The 21065-nt window shown below is 44.8% G+C and carries 22 protein-coding genes and 1 rRNA gene; 19 read left to right on the top strand and 4 right to left on the bottom strand.

The window, feature by feature from the left end:
- Positions 1-28: 28 nt before the first annotated feature.
- The 8 genes from aroB to rplI all read left to right on the top strand — a co-directional run bounded on the left by aroB (position 29) and on the right by rplI (position 6041).
- Positions 29-1129: a 3-dehydroquinate synthase gene (gene aroB / locus ACWYVB_RS21900; RefSeq protein ID WP_005395712.1), complete on the top strand. Its 1101-nt coding sequence runs from the start codon at positions 29-31 to the stop codon at positions 1127-1129.
- Between the two features lie 52 nt (positions 1130-1181).
- Positions 1182-2696, top strand: coding sequence for an AAA family ATPase (locus ACWYVB_RS21895; RefSeq protein ID WP_457530149.1), 1515 nt, complete (start codon positions 1182-1184; stop codon positions 2694-2696).
- Between the two features lie 69 nt (positions 2697-2765).
- Complete coding sequence (locus ACWYVB_RS21890; RefSeq protein WP_457530147.1) at positions 2766-3629, top strand: Dam family site-specific DNA-(adenine-N6)-methyltransferase; 864 nt, start codon at positions 2766-2768, stop codon at positions 3627-3629.
- Positions 3630-3696: 67 nt separating this feature from the next.
- Positions 3697-4389, top strand: coding sequence for a ribulose-phosphate 3-epimerase (gene rpe / locus ACWYVB_RS21885; protein ID WP_457530145.1), 693 nt, complete (start codon positions 3697-3699; stop codon positions 4387-4389).
- 221 nt (positions 4390-4610) lie between these two features.
- The gene (rpsF, locus tag ACWYVB_RS21880; RefSeq protein ID WP_005381299.1) at positions 4611-5000 is read left to right on the top strand and encodes a 30S ribosomal protein S6; all 390 of its coding nucleotides are present in this window, start codon (positions 4611-4613) and stop codon (positions 4998-5000) included.
- 8 nt (positions 5001-5008) lie between these two features.
- A complete protein-coding gene (priB, locus tag ACWYVB_RS21875) occupies positions 5009-5311 on the top strand; it encodes a primosomal replication protein N (RefSeq protein WP_005381298.1) in 303 nt (100 codons plus the stop codon).
- A 16-nt stretch (positions 5312-5327) separates the two neighbouring features.
- Positions 5328-5555 carry a 30S ribosomal protein S18 gene (rpsR, locus tag ACWYVB_RS21870; RefSeq protein WP_000090472.1) on the top strand — a complete coding sequence of 76 codons (228 nt, stop codon included), beginning with the start codon at positions 5328-5330 and terminating at the stop codon, positions 5553-5555.
- Between the two features lie 33 nt (positions 5556-5588).
- The gene (rplI, locus tag ACWYVB_RS21865; protein WP_005381278.1) at positions 5589-6041 is read left to right on the top strand and encodes a 50S ribosomal protein L9; all 453 of its coding nucleotides are present in this window, start codon (positions 5589-5591) and stop codon (positions 6039-6041) included.
- Positions 6042-6120: 79 nt separating this feature from the next.
- On the opposite strand, the gene ACWYVB_RS21860 is transcribed toward rplI, so the two are convergent.
- Positions 6121-6885: a DUF481 domain-containing protein gene (locus ACWYVB_RS21860; RefSeq protein WP_006743223.1), complete on the bottom strand. Its 765-nt coding sequence runs from the start codon at positions 6883-6885 to the stop codon at positions 6121-6123.
- Between the two features lie 221 nt (positions 6886-7106).
- Here ACWYVB_RS21860 and ACWYVB_RS21855 point away from each other — a divergent pair, with 221 nt between their 5' ends.
- Complete coding sequence (locus tag ACWYVB_RS21855; protein WP_005395704.1) at positions 7107-8507, top strand: replicative DNA helicase; 1401 nt, start codon at positions 7107-7109, stop codon at positions 8505-8507.
- A gap of 13 nt (positions 8508-8520) precedes the next feature.
- Positions 8521-9597 (top strand): alanine racemase, encoded by a 1077-nt coding sequence (gene alr / locus ACWYVB_RS21850; RefSeq protein ID WP_031777284.1) that lies wholly within the window; start codon positions 8521-8523, stop codon positions 9595-9597.
- Between the two features lie 11 nt (positions 9598-9608).
- Here the strand turns inward: alr and ACWYVB_RS21845 are convergent, their stop codons facing one another.
- Positions 9609-10055, bottom strand: a complete 447-nt coding sequence (locus tag ACWYVB_RS21845; RefSeq protein WP_012841356.1) for a secondary thiamine-phosphate synthase enzyme YjbQ — start codon at positions 10053-10055, stop codon at positions 9609-9611.
- 306 nt (positions 10056-10361) lie between these two features.
- Between ACWYVB_RS21845 and pgi the strand changes: the two genes are divergently transcribed.
- Complete coding sequence (pgi, locus tag ACWYVB_RS21840; protein WP_048626706.1) at positions 10362-12014, top strand: glucose-6-phosphate isomerase; 1653 nt, start codon at positions 10362-10364, stop codon at positions 12012-12014.
- Between the two features lie 103 nt (positions 12015-12117).
- Here pgi and ACWYVB_RS21835 read toward each other — a convergent pair whose 3' ends face one another.
- Both ACWYVB_RS21835 and zur read right to left on the bottom strand, forming a co-directional pair.
- A complete protein-coding gene (locus tag ACWYVB_RS21835; RefSeq protein WP_005381269.1) occupies positions 12118-12579 on the bottom strand; it encodes a chemotaxis protein CheX in 462 nt (153 codons plus the stop codon).
- Between the two features lie 9 nt (positions 12580-12588).
- Positions 12589-13053 (bottom strand): zinc uptake transcriptional repressor Zur, encoded by a 465-nt coding sequence (gene zur, locus ACWYVB_RS21830; protein ID WP_005381268.1) that lies wholly within the window; start codon positions 13051-13053, stop codon positions 12589-12591.
- A 321-nt stretch (positions 13054-13374) separates the two neighbouring features.
- Between zur and dusA the strand changes: the two genes are divergently transcribed.
- The 8 genes from dusA to ACWYVB_RS21790 form a co-directional block, all read left to right on the top strand.
- Entirely contained in the window at positions 13375-14355 is a 981-nt protein-coding gene (dusA, locus tag ACWYVB_RS21825; RefSeq protein WP_046874642.1) for a tRNA dihydrouridine(20/20a) synthase DusA, read from the top strand.
- A 163-nt stretch (positions 14356-14518) separates the two neighbouring features.
- The gene (gene pspG, locus ACWYVB_RS21820) at positions 14519-14734 is read left to right on the top strand and encodes an envelope stress response protein PspG (protein WP_005398086.1); all 216 of its coding nucleotides are present in this window, start codon (positions 14519-14521) and stop codon (positions 14732-14734) included.
- A gap of 98 nt (positions 14735-14832) precedes the next feature.
- On the top strand, positions 14833-15492 hold the full coding sequence (locus tag ACWYVB_RS21815; RefSeq protein WP_193448365.1) for a TIGR04219 family outer membrane beta-barrel protein: 660 nt from the start codon (positions 14833-14835) through the stop codon (positions 15490-15492).
- Between the two features lie 157 nt (positions 15493-15649).
- Positions 15650-15880: a hypothetical protein gene (locus tag ACWYVB_RS21810; RefSeq protein WP_005455817.1), complete on the top strand. Its 231-nt coding sequence runs from the start codon at positions 15650-15652 to the stop codon at positions 15878-15880.
- A 117-nt stretch (positions 15881-15997) separates the two neighbouring features.
- Entirely contained in the window at positions 15998-17869 is a 1872-nt protein-coding gene (locus tag ACWYVB_RS21805) for an assimilatory sulfite reductase (NADPH) flavoprotein subunit (RefSeq protein ID WP_457530139.1), read from the top strand.
- Complete coding sequence (gene cysI / locus ACWYVB_RS21800; protein ID WP_457530137.1) at positions 17869-19605, top strand: assimilatory sulfite reductase (NADPH) hemoprotein subunit; 1737 nt, start codon at positions 17869-17871, stop codon at positions 19603-19605. The genes ACWYVB_RS21805 and cysI overlap by 1 nt, the downstream gene beginning before the upstream one ends.
- Complete coding sequence (locus ACWYVB_RS21795; protein WP_457530135.1) at positions 19598-20377, top strand: phosphoadenylyl-sulfate reductase; 780 nt, start codon at positions 19598-19600, stop codon at positions 20375-20377. The genes cysI and ACWYVB_RS21795 overlap by 8 nt, the downstream gene beginning before the upstream one ends.
- 621 nt (positions 20378-20998) lie before the next feature.
- A 16S ribosomal RNA gene (locus ACWYVB_RS21790) occupies positions 20999-21065 on the top strand; the annotation flags it as partial.

Raw genomic sequence — 21065 nt, 5'->3', positions numbered from 1 at the left:
TTATCTTTTTTTTAATTGGAGCAAACCGATGGAACGGATTACGGTCAACCTAGCTGAGCGTAGCTACCCAATCTCTATTGGCGCCGGGTTATTTGAGGACCCGGCGTACCTCTCTCAAGTTCTCTCAAACAAAAATGCAAAACAAAAAGTTGTTGTGATCAGTAATGTCACAGTGGCGCCTTTGTATGCTGACAAAATTTTAAAGCAACTCGAGCAGCTCGGTTGTAGTGCATCCTTGTTAGAATTGCCTGACGGCGAACAGTACAAAAACTTGGATGTGTTTAACCAAGTGATGAACTTCCTCCTCGAGGGGAATTACGCTCGTGATGTTGTGATCATCGCGTTAGGTGGTGGCGTTATTGGCGACCTTGTGGGTTTTGCTTCTGCCTGTTACCAGCGTGGGGTCGACTTTATTCAAATACCAACGACATTACTATCTCAAGTGGATTCTTCGGTGGGTGGAAAAACCGCGGTTAACCATCCGTTGGGTAAGAACATGATAGGTGCGTTTTACCAACCTAAAGCCGTGATCATCGATACCAACTGTTTATCGACGTTGCCTGAGCGTGAATTCGCAGCAGGTATCGCAGAAGTCATTAAGTACGGCATCATTTACGATGCAGACTTTTTTGTATGGTTGGAAGAAAACCTTGAACGCTTGTACGCGTTGGATGAAGAAGCGCTAACTTATGCCATTGCACGTTGCTGTGAAATAAAAGCGGAAGTGGTGGCTCTGGATGAGAAAGAATCGGGCATCCGCGCTCTGCTCAACTTAGGTCACACCTTTGGTCATGCGATTGAAGCTGAGCTTGGCTACGGCAATTGGCTGCATGGTGAAGCGGTTTCTGCTGGCACGGTTATGGCGGCCAAAACTTCGCATCTGCGCGGTCTTATCTCAGCAGAGCAATTTGAGCGTATTGTTGCGATTTTGCGTCGTGCCAAACTGCCTGTTCATACTCCAGAAAGTATGAGCTTCGATGACTTCCTCAAACATATGATGCGAGATAAAAAAGTCCTCTCTGGTCAATTACGATTGGTTTTGCCTACAGGCATTGGCAGTGCCGAGGTCATTGCTGATACGACACAAGACGTACTCAAACAGGCGATAGACTTCGGTCGCGATATTTAACCTTGTAATGGCGCCTTTGGGCGTCATTCTTGTAGTGTATTAAGGTTATTAGATGAGTGTTGCTCACGTTCTGGAACTAGATTCTCAAATCGAGTTGCTTGATAGGTTGGGATTGCTGACTAATTTTGGTTCCAATTTCATTGCGATTAATGGTCATGATGGTTATGGAAAATCTTGGTTAGCGCAGCGATACCTTGAAGTGGGTGCCAGTAACAAGAATCAATGTTTGTTACTTTGTCATTCTAATCAAGATGATGTGCAGCGCCGCATCCTTATTTTGAGTCAACTGGTTTCGGACGCATTGTTTAATCAGCAAGAACCTTTACTTGATAGCCTCGAAAGACTATTGGGTGATGAGCCTTGTGATATCGCGATTGTGGTTGATGATGCGCATTTATTAAGTGAGACGCTCGTTTCTGAGCTTTGGATGCTGGTTTTAGAGGCGCATCATAAGCCGAATTGGACCATCAATGTCTTATTATTTACGCAGTCTGGGCGCTTAGAAGGATTGCTGTCACGTCTCAGTTACGGACAAGAGATAAAGCCTGTTGAGCTTGATATTGATATGTTGTCCGAAGTGGAAGCCCGTCGTTTCTTTGAATCACTTGTTGCGCGCTATGTTGATGATGAGGCGGAGAAGCGGGTTCGAGATGCATTTAAAAAAGTTGACCCAGTACCGGGTGACATCATGGCGTTAGGAGAGATGAAAGTGGAAAAAAGGATCATTATCCGCTCGATTGTCGGTTCACCGCTGAATATTGCGTTAGTGGTATTAGCATTACTGTTGCTTGCTGCTGGTGGCTATTGGTGGATGTATAATCAACCAAGCCCTGATGATAAAGCGCAGCAAATTGCTGGTAGTTTAGAGCAAACGGCTATTCCAACTTTTGAAGGTTCAGGAATCAGTGCTGCGCAGTCTTCACTACAATCTGTGACTGATGACACTAGCAGTGGTCTTGATGGCTCTGGCGCGATTGATGATTCTGATTCATTACCGCCAGCAGTAACGGAAGAAGTGGCGAGCGTTGGCAGTGATGACAATCAACAGAGAGTGGTGATTGAGTCGAATGTGGTCGATGCATTGCTTGAAGGTAAAGCTGATTCAGCAGACACAAAAGCGATTGATGATATCGTAGGTACTGATAAAGCAGAAACTGCTGATGAAACTGACTCTCCTTTGATTACAGTCGTAAAACCAAATCAAGGTATGACGCAAACTTCTGCTCAGTCAGGAGAAGACGGTGCGAAGCAGCCTGTGGTTAAGTTTTCATTTGCTCGCGAAGAATTAAAAGCACTATCACCAAGAGCCTATACACTGCAGCTTGCTGCTATGACGTCAATGGAGGATGTACAAGCCTTCCTCGATGAGCATCGGCTGAATGATCAAGTACGAATTTATCCTACCGTTCGCAATGACACCGAGTGGTATATCATCACATACCAAGATTATCCGACAATTCAAATGGCTCGCGATGCCGTTGCAAGCTTGCCTGATTCGGTTAAGTCGGTGAGTCCTTGGGCAAAATCACTCCGTCAGGTTCATCGCGAAATTGATCGCGTGAAATAAACCTGAGCTTCGCTGAAAAATATGTTACATTCCGCAGCCTTAATTTTTGGTCGATAGATAGAGCAGTAGATGAAAAAGCAACGAGCCTTTCTTAAATGGGCAGGAGGAAAATACGGACTGGTTGAAGACATCCAACGTCATTTACCGCCGGCTCGAAAGCTAGTTGAACCTTTTGTTGGCGCGGGCTCAGTTTTTCTGAATACTGATTATGACCATTACCTACTGGCAGATATCAATCCAGATCTGATCAATCTGTACAACCTACTAAAAGAGCGCCCTGAAGAGTACATCTCTGAAGCGAAGCGTTGGTTTGTTGCCGAGAATAACCGTAAAGAAGCCTACTTACACATTCGCGCTGAGTTTAATAAAACCGATGACGTGATGTACCGCTCTTTAGCGTTTTTGTACATGAACCGCTTTGGTTTTAATGGTCTATGCCGTTACAACAAAAAAGGCGGTTTTAACGTTCCGTTCGGTTCATATAAAAAGCCTTACTTCCCAGAGGCGGAATTGGAGTTTTTTGCCGAAAAAGCCAAGAAAGCCACGTTCGTTTGTGAAGGTTATCCAGAAACTTTTCGTCGAGCACGTAAGGGGAGTGTGGTGTATTGCGACCCTCCTTATGCACCGCTTTCAAACACGGCAAATTTCACCTCATACGCAGGTAATGGTTTCACGTTGGATGACCAGGCTGCATTAGCCGACATTGCTGAAAGAACGGCGACTGAGCGTGGTATTCCGGTTTTGATTTCTAACCACGACACTACGCTGACGCGTCGGTTGTATCACGGTGCGGATCTCAATGTAGTAAAAGTGAAGCGCACCATTAGCCGCAATGGCAGTGGTCGTAATAAAGTCGATGAGCTGCTTGCGCTTTTTCATGCCCCTGAGATGGATCAACAAGCTCTTAGTTCTCACACTATTAAATCTAAATAGTGGATCTCCACACTGGCTTCGGTAAAATTGCGCGCAGATTGTTTGCTCATTACTACTGAGGTCAGGTATGAAAGATTTTCTTATTGCTCCATCCATTTTATCGGCAGATTTTGCTCGTCTCGGTGAAGATGTTGAGAAAGTACTCGCAGCGGGTGCGGATGTGGTGCATTTCGACGTTATGGATAACCACTATGTACCAAACCTGACTTTTGGTGCGCCTGTGTGTAAAGCACTACGCGATTACGGCATCACCGCACCAATCGATGTTCACCTAATGGTGAAACCGGTTGACCGCATTATTCCTGATTTCGCAAAAGCGGGTGCGTCGATGATTACATTCCATGTGGAAGCTTCTGATCATGTAGACCGAACACTCCAGTTAATTAAAGAGCACGGCTGTCAGGCTGGTGTGGTACTAAACCCAGCAACGCCACTTGCGAGCCTTGAGTTCATCATGGACAAAGTCGACATGATTCTACTGATGTCGGTAAACCCTGGCTTTGGTGGTCAATCATTCATTCCTCACACGCTAGATAAACTGCGTGCAGTTCGTAAGATGATCGATGAGTCTGGTCGCGATATCCGTTTAGAAATTGATGGCGGTGTGAAGGTTGACAACATTCGTGAAATCGCAGAAGCGGGCGCAGACATGTTTGTTGCAGGCTCGGCGATTTTCGGTCAGCCAGATTACAAACAAGTGATCGACCAAATGCGCACGGAACTGGCTGAAGTAAAACAAGTCCCGATATACGCGCGATAATGCCCTGATTTTAAAGGCTGTCACTTTATTGGCAGCCTTTGTTATTTCTAGTGTTGGATGAAATAAAATATCCCCTGCGTTGAGCAAATAATCACTTGCCTATTTTGCGCCCTTTCTGTACTATTCGTGCTCCTTAAACTCAGTCAATTATCTTTAGTTCCTTGCTTCCTCTGGACGACTGAGCCATTTGTGGAAGCTGAATAATCCGTAAGGAGCAACCAATGCGTCATTACGAAATCGTATTCATGGTGCACCCAGATCAAAGCGAGCAAGTTGCTGGCATGATCGAGCGTTACACTGGTTCAATCACTGAAGCTGGCGGTAAAATCCACCGTCTAGAAGACTGGGGCCGTCGTCAACTGGCTTACCCAATCAACAAGCTTCACAAAGCTCACTACGTTCTTATGAACGTTGAAGCTGACCAAGCTGTAATTGATGAGCTAGAAACTGCTTTCCGTTTCAACGATGCAGTTCTACGTAACATGATCATGCGTACTAAAGCAGCGATCACTGAGCAATCTATCATGCTTAAGCAAAAAGAAGAGCGTGCTCCACGTCGTGAAGAGCGTTCTGAAGCTAAGCCTGAAGCTAAGTCAGAAGCTGCTGAGTAAGTTTTCTTATGGCCAATCGAATGGAGCTGAGCGGCACCATTGCCAAACCGCCCATTCGTAGTAAAAGCCCTGGTGGCATTGAACACTGTCGGTTTTGGCTGGAGCATCGCTCTACTATTATCGAAGCTGACTTACCTCGACAAGTTTATTGTCGTATGCCGGTAGTCGTCAGCGGGCTTGGGTCACAAGCACTAACTCAGAATTTAGTTCAAGGCAGTAACATTAAGGTAAGTGGTTTTGTCACTTATCAAACCGGCCGAAATGGCGTGGGAAAATTAGTGTTACACGCCGACAACATTACTCAAATTTAAGATCAGGAGATAGCCCATGGCTCGTTTCTTCCGTCGTCGTAAATTCTGCCGTTTCACTGCAGAAGGCGTACAAGAGATTGATTACAAAGACGTAGCAACTCTTAAAAACTACATCACTGAAGCTGGTAAAATCGTACCTAGCCGTATCACTGGTACAAGCGCTAAGTACCAGCGTCAACTAGCACGTGCTATCAAGCGTTCACGCTACCTAGCTCTACTACCGTACACTGACAAGCATCAGTAATCGGTTCATTTTATTAAGAAAGAGGATTAAGCAATGCAAGTTATTCTACTTGATAAAATTGGTAACCTAGGTGGTCTTGGCGATACTGCAAACGTTAAATCTGGCTACGCTCGTAACTTCCTTATCCCACAAGGTAAAGCAGTTATGGCAACTAAAGCTAACGTTGAAATGTTTGAAGCTCGTCGTGCTGAACTAGAAGCTAAAGTTGCTGAGCAACTAGCTGCTGCAGAAGCTCGCGCAGAGAAAGTTAACGCTCTAGAAGCTGTAGTTATCGCTTCTAAAGCTGGTGACGAAGGCAAACTATTCGGTTCTATCGGTACTCGTGACATCGCTGACGCTATCACAGCTGCAGGCGTTGAAGTTGCTAAGAGCGAAGTTCGCCTTCCTGAAGGTGCTCTACGTACAACTGGTGAGTTCGAGATCAGCGTTCAACTTCACTCTGAAGTTTTCGCAACTGTGAACCTACAAGTTGTTGCTGCTGAGTAATTCAGTATCAAGACGAAATACTAAAAAGCACCTCTTCGGAGGTGCTTTTTTTATTTCTAAAACTGGGAGAAAAAACGGGTTAAAAAGCGAAGAGTAAATTAACGGAAAATACGCTATCCGCTTTGCTTAAGCCTTCAGGCACTTTATCGTGATACTGACGAGAGTGTGCCAGTTTCAGTGCAATATCTTCAGTAATATCATTGGTCACGCTGAGTTCACTATCGGCCCGAGTGTTACTTTTACCTGTTACCAACGTAATATCAGCCGCGAAACTCAAATTATCTAGTGCGTGCCAAGTCGTATTGATATTCCCTCGAAAAATGCCTTCTCGAACGATATCGGGAAAGACAATGTCGTCATCATCGATCTCATCTAAATTTGGTTCTTGATAACGAAAACCAGGACCAACTTCTACCTCTAAAATGAAGTTTTCAGTGTAGGAAAACTGGTAACCCAAACCACCTGATAAGGTGTAGTCTTTAAAATAGGCACTGTAACGAGAATCCACCCCTTTAAAGCTGCCATACAAATACGTTTTAGGACCTAACTTGTAGTCACTCTGTAGGGCGTAGGTGGATGAGCGTTTGTCTTCTTCACCGTCTTTGTACAAGTTGTAGTACTTCCATTCACCATTAGAACGGTGTCGACCTGACGTATATTCAGCACTCAAACGAGCATTCAGGGAACGAGAGTCCGTGTTACCTGTGTGAGCTTGATAGCCGAACTCCACCTCGGTTTTTAATGGGTCGGGCACATCAATATTTTGCTCTGGCTGTACTGATTCGTCAGCATACGATGCACTAGCGCATAGTAAGCTAAAGCTAAGTAACCAGTATCGGGACACATCAACCTCGAACGTAATTAAAAAGGAGGGGCATGATACTGATACAGATATTTTGTTGGGTCAATGGTAGGTTAATTTTTATTAGAGCTGGGCGGAAGAACCAGGCTATTACTTGTGCGGTTCGCATGTTGATTTCTTAACAAGTAATTGTCTCTTCGGGGAAGCATCTCAGTTAGGTTAAGGTTATAATCGTGGGTCAATAGTAGTTATCGAGCAAAGTCATGGCGGAAAACAGAAATCGCAAACCTTCAGACAGTCAGGTCGACGCAATCAAAGTGCCACCTCACTCACTAGAAGCCGAGCAATCAGTAATTGGTGGTCTTTTACTGGACAATGAACGTTGGGACACCGTTGCCGAACGTGTTGTAAGCAGTGATTTCTATAGTCGTCCGCATCGCCTAATTTTTGAAGGTGTAAAAACCATTCTTGAAGCGGGCAAGCCTCTCGATCTTATTACTTTATCGGAATACCTGGAGCGTCACGAGCAATTAGAAGATGTGGGCGGTTTTGCTTACCTTGCAGATTTGGCGAAAAACACGCCAAGCGCCGCTAACATTAATGCGTACGCTGATATTGTTGCCGAACGAGCGATCGTCCGTGGTTTGATCGGTGTCGCGAATGAGATTGCGGATGCGGGTTACGATCCTCAAGGTCGAAGCTCGGAAGATCTGATTGATATGGCGGAGAGTAAAGTTTTCGCCATCGCTGAGTCACGAACCAGTGAAAACGAAGGGCCACAAAATGTTGATAACATCCTCGAAAAGACGTTAGAACGTATCGAATTGTTATATAAAACGCCGCAAGATGGTGTAACGGGTGTCGACACAGGTTTCACTGACCTCAATAAGAAAACCGCAGGTTTGCAAGGTTCTGATTTGGTGATTGTCGCGGCGCGTCCATCGATGGGTAAAACGACCTTTGCGATGAACTTGTGTGAAAATGCGGCCATGCAACAAGAGAAGCCTGTGCTTATTTTCTCGCTAGAGATGCCAGCCGAGCAGTTGATGATGCGTATGTTGGCCTCTTTGTCTCGCGTTGACCAAACCAAGATCCGTACGGGTCAGCTGGATGACGAAGACTGGGCGCGTATTTCTTCTACTATGGGTATCTTGATGCAGAAGAAAAACATGTACATTGATGACAGCTCCGGTCTAACTCCGACCGAAGTGCGTTCACGCGCTCGCCGTATCGCACGTGAACATGGCGGTCTGTCGATGATCATGGTCGACTACCTTCAGCTTATGCGCGTGCCTGCACTCTCTGATAACCGTACGCTGGAAATCGCGGAGATTTCGCGCTCTCTGAAAGCGCTGGCAAAAGAGCTGAATGTGCCCGTCGTGGCGCTGTCTCAGCTTAACCGTTCCCTAGAGCAACGTTCAGATAAACGCCCAGTAAACTCGGACTTGCGTGAGTCGGGCTCTATCGAGCAGGATGCCGACTTGATCATGTTCATCTACCGTGACGAGGTATATCACCCAGATAGCCCATACAAAGGTACGGCAGAAATCATCATTGGTAAGCAACGTAACGGCCCTATCGGCTCTGTACGTCTCACCTTCCAAGGTCAACACTCGCGCTTTGACAACTACGCGGGTCCTGCATTCGATATTGATGATGAGTAACCCCATGAGCTATATGAAAGCGGCCAAGGCGTGCATTGATTTGTCTGCGTTGCAGCACAACTTACAGCGCGTGAAAGCGCAAGCGCCCCAAAGTAAAGTGATGGCTGTAGTGAAGGCCAATGGCTATGGTCACGGATTACGTCACGTTGCAAAACATGCCAACCATGCGGATGCCTTTGGTGTTGCGCGCATTGAAGAAGCGTTGCAACTGCGCGCTTGTGGCGTGGTAAAGCCAATTCTATTGCTAGAAGGTTTTTACTCTCCAGGTGACTTACCTGTTCTTGTGACGAACAACATTCAAACCGTGGTGCATTGTGAAGAGCAGCTTATCGCTTTGGAGCAAGCAGACCTTGAAACTCCGGTTGTCGTGTGGCTGAAGATTGACAGTGGCATGCACCGCCTTGGGGTTCGTCCTGAACAATATGATGAGTTTGTCACGCGGCTGAAGGAGTGCCCAAATGTAGCGAAACCGTTGCGTTACATGAGCCACTTTGGCTGTGCAGATGAGCTGGATAGCGATATTACCCCACAACAGATTGAGCTGTTTAAATCGTTGACTTCTGGTTGCCAAGGGGAACGTTCACTGGCGGCATCTGCGGGGTTATTGGCATGGCCTCAAAGCCATTTAGATTGGGTTCGTCCGGGTATTATCATGTATGGTGTGTCGCCATTCGATGACAAAACGGCGCAAGATCTTGGGTATCAGCCTGTCATGACACTTAAATCCCACCTTATTGCGGTACGTGAAGTGAAAAAGGGTGAAAGTGTTGGCTACGGTGGTATTTGGACCAGTGAGCGAGATACAAAAGTTGGTGTCATTGCTGTAGGGTATGGCGACGGTTACCCAAGAAGTGCTCCAAACGGTACGCCGGTGTGGGTTAATGGCCGTAAAGTACCTATTGCAGGTCGAGTTTCCATGGATATGCTGACGGTCGATTTGGGACCAGATGCAACGGATAAAGTCAGCGATGAAGCGATTCTTTGGGGGAAAGAGCTCCCAGTAGAAGAAGTGGCGGGTCACATTGGTACCATTGCGTATGAACTCGTGACTAAGCTAACGCCTCGCGTCGAGATGGAGTACTCAAAATAAACAGCGAAAGGCTAACCTAAGGTTAGCCTTTGTTTTATCGACTCACCGTTAATCGTAGCAATAACGCGGCGGCCGCCGCCAAAGTCTCGGTGCTCACCCAAGTAAATGCCCTGCCATGTTCCTAAAGCTAATCGACCATTTTGGATTGGTATCGTCACACTACTGCCAAGTAGGGATGCTTTAATGTGTGCTGGCATGTCGTCATCCCCCTCATAGGTGTGCTGATAATAAGGAGCACGCTCTGGCACAAACTTATTGAAGTGTGCTTCCATATCCATACGCACGGTTGGATCAGCATTCTCATTTAAGGTCAAACTGGCGGAGGTATGTTGAATAAATAGGTGTAATAAACCTACTGAAAGCTCGTTTATTTGTGGTAATTGTTGTTCAATTTCATCAGTTATTAGATGAAAACCGCGGCTTCTCGCTTTTAATTGCAGTGTTTTTTGTGCCCACATACGTGTTCCTTTGGAAATTTATAAATTGGCGTCTATCCTATTCCAATTAGAGCCTGTCATTAGTAAGTGATATGATTCTTGTCATCGTAAATGAATTGTTCATTTTCAGGGCAGGGAACGTGACCTAACTCAATGTGAGTGTAAATACTCTCAGTCATAATTGGCACCTGAAAAAAAATTACAAAGACTTGTTTTGTGGCAATTCGCCCAAACATCTAATTAATATTCTATTTGCTAAATCGGGGATTCCACAGTTTTCGCTAGACTGTAAGGAATGGAACCTACTGTAACATCGGGATAAAGACCATGTTGAAAAATATCAATCCAACGCAAACACAAGCTTGGAAAGCGCTAACTGCGCATTTCGAATCTGCACAAGATATGGATCTTAAAGAGTTATTTGCTCAAGACGCAGCGCGTTTCGACAAATACTCTGCACGTTTCGGCTCAGACATCCTAGTCGATTACTCAAAGAACCTCATCAATGAGGAAACTCTGAAGCACCTGTTCGCTCTTGCGAACGAGACTGAGCTGAAATCTGCAATTGAAGCGATGTTCAGTGGCGAAGCGATCAACCAAACAGAAGGTCGCGCTGTTCTTCACACTGCACTACGTAACCGCGCGAATACACCAGTAATGGTAGACGGCGAAGACGTAATGCCAGCAGTGAACGCGGTTCTAGAAAAAATGAAATCATTCACTGAACGCGTTATCGGCGGTGAGTGGAAAGGTTACACAGGTAAAGCAATTACTGATATCGTGAACATCGGTATCGGTGGTTCTGACCTTGGCCCTTACATGGTGACGGAAGCTCTAGCACCATACAAAAATCATCTAAACCTTCACTTCGTATCTAACGTTGATGGTACTCACATTGTTGAAACGTTGAAGAAAGTTAACCCAGAAACGACGTTATTCTTGATCGCGTCTAAGACGTTCACAACGCAAGAAACCATGACTAACGCGCACACAGCACGTGATTGGTTCCTAGAGTCAGCTGGCGATCAAGCGCACGTGGCTAAGCACTTTGCTGCGCTTTCAACGAACGCGACAGCCGTGTCTGAATTCGGTATCGATACCGCGAACATGTTCGAATTCTGGGACTGGGTTGGTGGCCGTTACTCACTATGGTCTGCAATCGGTTTATCAATCGCATTAGCGGTAGGTTACGACAACTTCGTTGAGCTGCTTGAAGGTGCTCACGAGATGGACAAGCACTTCGTATCAACAGACCTAGAAAGCAACATCCCTGTGATCCTTGCGCTTATCGGTATTTGGTACAACAACTTCCACGGTGCGGAATCAGAAGCTATCTTACCTTACGATCAGTACATGCACCGTTTCGCGGCGTACTTCCAGCAAGGTAACATGGAATCAAACGGTAAATACGTTGACCGTGAAGGCAATGCTGTGACTTACCAAACGGGCCCTATTATTTGGGGTGAACCAGGTACCAACGGTCAGCACGCGTTCTACCAACTGATTCACCAAGGCACTAAGCTGATCCCATGTGACTTCATTGCACCTGCAATCAGCCACAACCCAGCTAGCGATCATCACCAAAAACTGATGTCCAACTTCTTTGCGCAAACTGAAGCACTAGCGTTTGGTAAGAGTGAAGAAACAGTGAAAGAAGAGTTGGTGAAAGCAGGTAAGAACGCTGAAGAAGTGGCAGCGATTGCGCCATTCAAAGTGTTTGAAGGTAACCGTCCAACAAACTCTATCCTAGTGAAGCAAATCACGCCTCGTACGCTAGGTAACTTGATTGCGATGTACGAACACAAAATCTTCGTACAAGGTGTTATCTGGAACATCTTCAGCTTTGACCAATGGGGCGTAGAGCTAGGTAAACAACTGGCTAACCAAATCCTACCTGAGCTTGCCGATGCGTCTCAAATCAACTCGCACGACAGCTCAACAAACGGTCTAATTAACGCATTTAAAGCGTTCAAAGCTTAGTGAATGTTTGAATAGAAAAAGAAAAGGTCAGCAAATGCTGACCTTTTTATTGCCTGAGGCAGAAACAAAATAGGTTGGCACTGGCCAACCTATTTTTTCTCTTTTATTCGAAGCAGATTTCGATAAAGGCATTTCCCCACTGGGAAGAGAAAGGCATGATGATGATTGAGCCTTCACACTTGTGGCGAATCGTATGGCCTCGGCCAGATACCACAACGGGTGTCGCCATATCAAAATCAAAACCGCTTTCAGCCAAAATGCGCTTCGCACCACCAGTAACCATGTTGGTGATCTCACCCACCATATCGGTCACTTCTTCGTTGAGTCCGTTTGGACGCTCACCAAGCATGTTCTGCATGATTTCTAGCGCTAACGCTTCATCAAAGGTAATTGACATTGAACCACGTGTTTGTGGGCCAACCATGCCAATCAAACCAGAAACGTCACCTCGTGCGATCTCATCCTTCTTGATTCGCGGTTTTTGTGGCTTCAGCTCAAGAGAAGCCATGGTTTTTAGCACGTTCATTAAAGAAGCTAAAAACGGGTTTACAAATTCAGCGCGCATAACGTTCTTCTATACTTTTTCTTTCGTCTCGGAGGAACAGGCCTGGCATTCACCATGAGTTTCAATAACTTGGTTGGTCAGTTTGAATCCATGCTTCTCGGCGTTTTCAGCTAACAAGGATATCAGTGTCTCATCTTCGAGTTCAACGACATCACCACATTTATCGCAAATTAGTAATTGGAAAAAGTGCTGTTGAGTATTGAAAGAACAACAAGTAATAAAGCTATTTGTCGATTCCACTCGGTGGATAAAACCTTGCTCTAAGAGAAAATCTAACGCTCGATAAACAGTTGGAGGCTTGGCCTGAGGCTCACTCTCTTTTAGTTGCTCCAATAGCTCATACGCACTTGAGGCGCGGCGATTAGAACAAATGAGTTCAAACACGCGTCGGCGTTGCGGAGTCAATCGTACTCCACGCTCTGCGCAGATACTTTCAATTTGTTCAATGATTGTTGGGTTCAAACCTTTCACCATAACTATCGGACGTGCTCTATGATAAATCATTTCTATACGAAGTTCGTTTAGAAATGCTTCATTTTACCCACTATCAGAACGAAAATCATGAATTAAAGCAAGTCGGTGGTGGTGTGAAGTCGGAATAGTCATCACAGAATGAATCAACGAGTGACGAATTCGTATTACTGCTGCATATTCTTAAGCATTTGGCTAGCCAGCCAACCAAATCATTCTCGCTGAAACTAGCACCTAGAGGTGCTTGGGTATACAATACCCGACTTATTTTTTGAGCGTACTGCTGCGCTCGACCTTGGCAACATAAAAACGGGTGTTTATATCATGACTCATTCTTGCAGGCTCTCCGTAGCACCAATGCTCGACTGGACCGATCGTCATTGTCGCTACTTCCATCGCTTAATGACCAAAGAAACCCTGCTGTACACTGAAATGGTGACGACAGGTGCGATCATTCATGGAAAAGGAGATTTCCTGGCTTACAACGAAGAAGAGCATCCGTTGGCCCTTCAGTTGGGTGGTTCAAACCCAGAAGACTTGGCAAAGTGTGCCAAACTGGCTCAAGAGCGTGGCTATGATGAGGTTAACCTCAATGTGGGTTGCCCGTCTGACCGTGTACAAAACGGTCGCTTTGGTGCTTGCCTAATGGCGGAACCACAGTTGGTTGCGGATTGTGTCGCTGCAATGAAGGACGTGGTTGATATTCCTGTGACAGTCAAGACTCGTATTGGTATTGATGATCAAGATTCTTACGAGTTCTTAACGGATTTTGTTTCTATTGTCTCAGAAAAGGGGGGCTGTGAGCAGTTCACTATCCACGCGCGTAAAGCTTGGTTAAGTGGTCTTAGTCCGAAAGAAAACCGTGAGATCCCACCATTGGATTACCCACGAGCTTACCAATTGAAGCAAGATTTTTCTCACTTAACCATTGCTATTAACGGTGGTGTAAAGTCACTAGAAGAAGCCAAAGCACATCTTCAGCATCTTGATGGTGTGATGATTGGTCGTGAGGCTTACCAAAGCCCATATCTACTGGCATCGGTAGATCAAGAGTTATTTGGCTCTAATGCTCCAGTGAAGAAACGCAGCGAAATTGTTGAAGAAATGTACCCATACATTGAAGCGCAATTAGCAAAAGGTGCGTACCTTGGCCATATTACCCGTCATATGTTAGGTTTATTCCAAAGCATGCCAGGTGCTCGTCAATGGCGTCGTCATATCAGTGAAAATGCGCACAAGCCGGGTTCTGGTTTAGAAGTGCTGCAAGACGCGTTAGCGAAGATTCCAAAAGAATTGAATGTGTAAAATTCACCAGTGGTTGGCTAAAATTACCAACTAAAGAACAAGCAAGCCAGAGTGCAGAAATGCCTCTGGCTTTATTTTTGAATAAAAATCATTGTGTTATCGTCATCTTGGTAAGTTGGTATGGAAACTGCTCTGTTTATTAAAAACAAATGGAGAAGTGATTATGTTGGAGCTAATCTTTATTTTAGTCTTTGCGGCGACCCTATTGGTTACCGGTATCACAATGATGACCGTATTCGCAGCAACCGGTATTGCGTTAGTTGTGATGTTTTTACTGGGAATGGTCGGAGCGGTACTCAAACTATTGCCATGGTTAATCGTGATTGCATTGGGTGTTTGGTTCTTCAAGAATTACGTTGCCCAGCCCCGCTATAAATAACGAGTGACATGATTTAGTTGATAGAGAGACGTGAGAGTATGGTATATTTCCTCTCACGTCTTCAACGTGAACATCAGCTATCTCGGAGTACACACTACATGACAAATAAAGCGACCATCGCTTTAACAGCATTATCGTTGGCAGTATCTTTTCCTGTTTTTGCAGATTATTCTGTATCGACGAAAGTCGGCGCAGAGATCTGGGCTGCTGACACTAAAGTAAATGAAGTAAGACGAGATAGCAGCACAACAGGCGCATTTTACGCGGCGATTGAACATGATGTTAAATACGTTCCTAATGCGCGCCTTCGCTACTCAAGTGTTGATGCGGATTACATGGGGTTCGATAAGCTCGATTTCACCATGTACTACCAAGTTCTGGAGCATGATTTATTGCATTTTGATGCGGGTGTTACATTCAGTAATTTAAGTGACACTAAATACATTGATGCTGGCTCAAACAAGCGTATAGAAGAGTTTGATGAGCTGATTTGGGCTTGGTACGGTTACGCAGAGATTCAAGTTCCGGACACAAATTTTGATGTGATTGGTGAGATAAACTTTGGTGACAACAAAGGTATCAAAAGCACTGATTTCATGGCCGGTGTTCAATACCATGTACCGCTCGAAAAAGCTCAACTGGCTTTTCGTGGTGGTTACCGCGTGATTGATTTGGAGTCCGAGAAATTCATGTCGGATCTAGGGAAAGAGTTTATTTTTGCTAACGGCTTTTTTGTGAGTGCAGAATACGCATTCTAAATGCAGCCAGATTAGATACTCGATTTTTTTAAAACGTCGCTTTATAAGCGGCGTTTTTTTATATCACTTCATTATATCCAATCGAATTTTCTGCCTATTTTGCTGACTTAGACCATGCTTACCTAGGAGCAATGTGAAAGTTAAAGCAGGGATAGCGATGACAATAAACGAACTAAGACATCTATTCCGTGAAAACCAGCTTGTCGAAGCGATTATTGAACCTGCAATCCAAGAGGGTGGCTGGGTTGTGGAGTTCAGACATGCGCGCGGTGGTTTTGTTTTTCTGACGGACAGTCATGGTGAAGAATGTCTTTATGAAGATTTGGATGCAGCGTCAAAATCGGCAATGGCAGTAGGCTTTCAACAAGTCCGCATTGAAGATCGATGAGCAAAAAGTAAGCCGTTCTTACTTCCAAAAAGTTATAAAACATTCACTTCTATTCTTTCTTGTTATTAAGGAGAGTGGGTACTCTATCGTCACGCAATGAATAGGGATGTCGTGATAATGTCTTTTCAAAAGAATGAGTATTCTCACAAGAATGTGTCTGAAGATAATAATGGGCAAGGAGGAAATCCTCCAATCGCAAGCCCTCTGAATGACCAACAAATTAGCTCACTCCAACAAACTGTCTCTGAGTTGTCTTCACAGCAACTTGCTTGGGTCAGTGGGTATTTTTGGGGATTAGCTCAAAATCAACCAAATATAGCGGTAACGCCAATTGCACAAGCGACGGCAGCCGTATCAGCGAAGCCTGCAGGTAAGCTGAGTATTATTTTTGCTTCCCAAACTGGCAACGCTAAAGGCGTTGCTGAAGCTTTAGAGCAGGAAGCAAAAGCAGAAGGAATTGCTGTCGAACTTTTTGATGCAAGTGATTACAAAGGTAAAAACTTAGCCAAAGAAACACATGTCATTATTGTGGCATCGACGAATGGCGAAGGCGAAGCACCAGATAACGCTATAGAGCTACACGAGTTTTTGCAATCTAAGAAAGCTCCTAAGCTGTCAAACCTTCAATATGGCGTTATTGCTCTGGGTGACTCGAGCTACGAATTCTTCTGCCAAACCGGTAAAGACTTCGACGCTTACCTATCAAAGTTAGGCGCGACCCCATTTATCGATCGTCTTGATTGCGATGTGGATTATGAAGCACCAGCAGCTGAATGGCGTAAGAATGCGTTAGGTAAGGTAAAAGATACGCTTTCTTCTGGCACTGAAGCGGATGTGGTTCAACTTCCAGTGGGTCAGGCGGCGACTGCGCACTCTCCTTACAATAAACAAAACCCATACACAGCGACGTTACTGACCAGTCAAAAAATCACGGGTCGTGATTCTGGAAAGGATGTTCGTCATATAGAAATTGACTTGGAAGGTTCGGGGTTAACGTATCAGCCTGGTGATGCGCTAGGTGTGTGGTTTGAAAATAGTTCAGAACTTGCTAATGCCATTCTTGGTAAGGTCGGTTTGTCTGGGGTTGAAACCGTTGATGTTGATGGCGAAAGCTTGTCAATCCATAGTGCTCTCGTGAGTAAATATGAAATCACAACATCTAACCCTCAGCTCATTACAAAGTTTGCCGAGTTATCCGGTAGCAAGAAGCTACAAAAGCTGGTTGACGATAAAGATAAACTTCGCGAGTACTCTGCAAATACTCAAATTGTTGATGTATTGGCAGAGAAGAAAACCAAGTTAACCGCAGATGAGTTGATTAGTTTGCTTCGTCGTCTTACTCCTCGCCTTTACTCTATTGCATCAAGCCAAGAAGAGGTCGATGAAGAAGTACACCTAACGGTTGCTTTGGTTGAGTACGAACAAAACGACGAAAAACGATATGGTGGTGCGTCGAGCTTCTTAGCACAGCGTCTCGAAGAGGGAGATGAAGTTAAAGTATTTGTTGAGCATAACAACAACTTTAAACTGCCGGAAGATGATAGCACTCCAATTATCATGGTTGGTCCAGGCACAGGGATCGCACCATTCCGTAGCTTTATTCAGGAACGTGAAAACCGCGATGCTGAAGGCAAAAACTGGTTGTTCTTTGGTGATCGTACTTTCACTCAAGACTTCTTATACCAAGTTGAATGGCAAAAGTACCTCAAGTCAGGAGCACTAAGCCGATTGGATGTTGCTTTTAGTCGTGACCAAGTAGAAAAAGTTTACGTACAACATCGCATCTTAGAAAACGCAGCTCAAGTGTGGCAGTGGATCCAAGAAGGCGCTTATATCTATGTCTGCGGTGATGCCACTCGTATGGCAAAAGATGTGCACGACGCACTGGTTATCGTTGCTGAACAAGAAGGCAAGATGCCGCGTGACGATGCGGAACAATTTATTAATGACCTACGTAAAGCGAAACGTTATCAGAGGGATGTGTACTAATGACTTTTTCTACGGACAATAATAAGCAGGTTGTATTAGGTGAAGAGTTAGGGCCGCTATCTGATAACGAGCGCCTGAAGCGAGAAAGTAACTTATTACGTGGCACCATTGAGCAAGATTTACAGGACCGTATTACTGGTGGCTTTACTGCCGACAACTTCCAGTTAATTCGTTTCCACGGTATGTATCAACAAGACGATCGTGATATCCGTAATGAACGCACAAAGCAAAAACTGGAACCATTACATAATGTGATGCTTCGTGCTCGTATGCCTGGAGGCATCATCAAGCCAACGCAATGGTTAGCGATCGACAAGTTCGCAACGGAGCACTCTTTATATGGAAGTATTCGTCTGACGACTCGCCAAACGTTCCAGTTTCATGGGGTATTAAAACCGAATATTAAGTTGATGCATCAAACGCTCAACAGTATTGGCATTGATTCGATTGCAACCGCGGGTGATGTAAACCGTAACGTGTTGTGTACCACTAACCCAGTGGAGTCAGAGTTACACCAAGAAGCTTACGAATGGGCGAAGAAGATCAGTGAGCATCTATTACCAAAGACGCGCGCTTATGCAGAGATTTGGCTGGACGGTGAGAAAGTAGAAAGCACGGAAGAAGACGAACCGATTCTAGGCAAGAACTACTTACCACGTAAGTTTAAAACCACAGTGGTTATCCCACCGCAAAATGACGTAGATGTACACGCTAACGATCTCAACTTCGTAGCGATTGCAGATAACGGCAAGCTGGTTGGTTTTAACGTCCTGGTCGGCGGCGGTCTAGCGATGACACATGGTGATACGTCAACTTATCCGCGCCGCGCTGACGACTTAGGTTTCATCCCATTAGAGAAAACGCTTGATGTTGCAGCGGCGGTGGTTACCACTCAGCGTGATTGGGGTAATCGCTCAAACCGTAAGAATGCCAAAACCAAATACACACTTGACCGTGTAGGTACTGATGTCTTTAAAGCCGAAGTCGAAAAGCGAGCAGGCATTCAGTTTGAAGCAAGCCGCCCGTACGAGTTTACTGAGCGTGGTGACCGTATTGGTTGGGTAGAAGGAATTGATGGTAAACATCACTTAGCACTTTTCATCGAAAATGGTCGTCTGCTGGACTTCCCAGGCAAACCACTTAAAACGGGTGTTGCTGAAATTGCCAAAATCCATAAAGGCGATTTCCGTATGACTGCCAACCAGAACTTAATTGTTGCGGGGGTACCTAAAAGCGAAAAAGCGAAGATCGAAAAGATCGCTCGTGAACATGGCTTGATGGATGACAATATCAGTGAGCAGCGCAAAAACTCAATGGCGTGTGTTGCCTTTCCAACGTGTCCGTTAGCAATGGCAGAGGCAGAGCGTTTCCTTCCTCAGTTTGTTACTGATGTGGAGGGGATTTTGGAAAAGCACAACCTACCAGAAAATGACAACATCATTTTGCGTGTAACTGGATGTCCAAATGGTTGTGGTCGCGCAATGTTGGCTGAAATTGGTCTAGTTGGCAAAGCGCCGGGTCGTTACAACCTACATTTAGGTGGTAACCGTGCTGGTACTCGAGTACCAAAAATGTACAAAGAGAACATCACGGATAAGCAAATCTTAGAAGAGATTGATCTGCTGGTGGCTCGATGGTCGAAAGAGCGTGAAGAAGGCGAAGCCTTCGGCGATTTCACAATTCGTGCTGGTATTATCCAAGAAGTGCTCGTATCAAAGAGGGACTTTCATGCTTGATTCTGTAGCATCCAAGCTGGAGCTCACAGAGTTACTGACATTAACAAAGACGGAGCAAATCCTCCGTCTTGCTCAAATTAATGTCGAGCTCGAAAAGCTTTCAGCACAAGAGAGAGTAAAGTGGGCTTTAGAAAATCTAGAGGGCGAGTTTGCGGTTTCTTCTAGTTTTGGTATTCAAGCCGCGGTTATGCTTCATTTAGTGACTCAAGTCAAAGCGGATATCCCCGTCATTCTAACCGATACAGGATACCTGTTTGCTGAAACCTATCAATTCATTGATGAGCTGACAGATGCTCTCAACCTAAACTTAAAAGTTTATCGAGCGAAAGAAAGTGCGAATTGGCAAGAGGCTCGATATGGAAAGTTATGGGAGCAGGGTGTAGAGGGAATTGAAAAATACAACAAGCTCAATAAAGTGGAGCCAATGCGTCGAGCGCTAAAAGAGCTTAATGTTGGAACGTGGTTCTCTGGACTACGTCGAGAGCAAAGTAAATCACGATCAGGTTTACCGATACTATCAATTCAGAACGGTGTGTTTAAGTTTTTGCCAGTAATTGACTGGACTAATAAAGACGTCCATTACTACTTAGAACAACACGGCCTTAAATACCACCCATTGTGGGATGAAGGTTACCTTTCAGTTGGTGATACTCATACCACTCGTAAATGGGAGCCGGGAATGTCTGAGGAAGAAACTCGATTCTTTGGTTTAAAACGAGAGTGTGGTCTACATGAAGATGATGGTTCAGAACAAGATGGGTCCGGCATATAACCATAATGACCTTTAAATCGAGTTTAGAGTAAATAAAGAAAGCTGCAATAAAGCAGCTTTCTTTATTTATAGCACCTGAAAAACACGCTTTATAGAATAACTCTGTGGATAAGTTGTGCGAGTTCTTGGGGTAAAGTTGAATAAATAAAGCTTTGATCGAAAACTCATCGCTTAACCATTGTTTTTGCAATTTTTGAAAAATAACGCTTGCCAATGTGAGCGCGATCTCTATAATGCCTCCTCGTCGACAGGGCAAGGGCTCACAAGGGTTTAAGCAAAGTCGGCAAGGCTGAAAAGAAAAACGAAATAATTTGAAAAAGTGTTTGACACAATAAATTATATCGCTAGAATGGCCGCCTCTTCAGAAGTGATGTTAATCACAAAGAAGAGTTGCTCTTTAACAATATAAACCTATCAATCTGTGTGGGCACTCGTTGATGATAATCCAATTAGAAACTTCGGTTTCAAATTAGGTTTCAATGAAACGAAGTGGCCATTCGAATTGGGAAGCAGCCTTGAGCTGTTTTGTTTTACTTTTCTAAAGTGAAAACCAATAAGAGCACAGTCAATTCAAACATTACTTTATGTAATGTTCAGTATTCATTGAGCCGACAAAATCTTAAATTGAAGAGTTTGATCATGGCTCAGATTGAACGCTGGCGGCAGGCCTAACACATGCAAGTCGAGC

It is taken from the genome of Vibrio sp. JZG10, from assembly GCF_054064075.1.
Note: the sequence above shows the minus strand (reverse complement) of the source record. Positions and strands in the feature narration are given on the sequence as shown.

What these genes read in the sequence shown, in the direction of transcription:
- aroB (WP_005395712.1), top strand. Translation starts at nt 29, where the DNA reads ATGGAACGGATTACGGTCAACCTAGCTGAGCGTAGCTACCCAATCTCT.
- ACWYVB_RS21895 (WP_457530149.1), top strand. Translation starts at nt 1,182, where the DNA reads ATGAGTGTTGCTCACGTTCTGGAACTAGATTCTCAAATCGAGTTGCTT.
- ACWYVB_RS21890 (WP_457530147.1), top strand. Translation starts at nt 2,766, where the DNA reads ATGAAAAAGCAACGAGCCTTTCTTAAATGGGCAGGAGGAAAATACGGA.
- rpe (WP_457530145.1), top strand. Translation starts at nt 3,697, where the DNA reads ATGAAAGATTTTCTTATTGCTCCATCCATTTTATCGGCAGATTTTGCT.
- rpsF (WP_005381299.1), top strand. Translation starts at nt 4,611, where the DNA reads ATGCGTCATTACGAAATCGTATTCATGGTGCACCCAGATCAAAGCGAG.
- priB (WP_005381298.1), top strand. Translation starts at nt 5,009, where the DNA reads ATGGCCAATCGAATGGAGCTGAGCGGCACCATTGCCAAACCGCCCATT.
- rpsR (WP_000090472.1), top strand. Translation starts at nt 5,328, where the DNA reads ATGGCTCGTTTCTTCCGTCGTCGTAAATTCTGCCGTTTCACTGCAGAA.
- rplI (WP_005381278.1), top strand. Translation starts at nt 5,589, where the DNA reads ATGCAAGTTATTCTACTTGATAAAATTGGTAACCTAGGTGGTCTTGGC.
- ACWYVB_RS21855 (WP_005395704.1), top strand. Translation starts at nt 7,107, where the DNA reads ATGGCGGAAAACAGAAATCGCAAACCTTCAGACAGTCAGGTCGACGCA.
- alr (WP_031777284.1), top strand. Translation starts at nt 8,521, where the DNA reads ATGAAAGCGGCCAAGGCGTGCATTGATTTGTCTGCGTTGCAGCACAAC.
- ACWYVB_RS21845 (WP_012841356.1), bottom strand. Translation starts at nt 10,055, where the DNA reads ATGTGGGCACAAAAAACACTGCAATTAAAAGCGAGAAGCCGCGGTTTT.
- pgi (WP_048626706.1), top strand. Translation starts at nt 10,362, where the DNA reads ATGTTGAAAAATATCAATCCAACGCAAACACAAGCTTGGAAAGCGCTA.
- ACWYVB_RS21835 (WP_005381269.1), bottom strand. Translation starts at nt 12,579, where the DNA reads ATGCGCGCTGAATTTGTAAACCCGTTTTTAGCTTCTTTAATGAACGTG.
- zur (WP_005381268.1), bottom strand. Translation starts at nt 13,053, where the DNA reads ATGGTGAAAGGTTTGAACCCAACAATCATTGAACAAATTGAAAGTATC.
- dusA (WP_046874642.1), top strand. Translation starts at nt 13,375, where the DNA reads ATGACTCATTCTTGCAGGCTCTCCGTAGCACCAATGCTCGACTGGACC.
- pspG (WP_005398086.1), top strand. Translation starts at nt 14,519, where the DNA reads ATGTTGGAGCTAATCTTTATTTTAGTCTTTGCGGCGACCCTATTGGTT.
- ACWYVB_RS21815 (WP_193448365.1), top strand. Translation starts at nt 14,833, where the DNA reads ATGACAAATAAAGCGACCATCGCTTTAACAGCATTATCGTTGGCAGTA.
- ACWYVB_RS21810 (WP_005455817.1), top strand. Translation starts at nt 15,650, where the DNA reads ATGACAATAAACGAACTAAGACATCTATTCCGTGAAAACCAGCTTGTC.
- ACWYVB_RS21805 (WP_457530139.1), top strand. Translation starts at nt 15,998, where the DNA reads ATGTCTTTTCAAAAGAATGAGTATTCTCACAAGAATGTGTCTGAAGAT.
- cysI (WP_457530137.1), top strand. Translation starts at nt 17,869, where the DNA reads ATGACTTTTTCTACGGACAATAATAAGCAGGTTGTATTAGGTGAAGAG.
- ACWYVB_RS21795 (WP_457530135.1), top strand. Translation starts at nt 19,598, where the DNA reads ATGCTTGATTCTGTAGCATCCAAGCTGGAGCTCACAGAGTTACTGACA.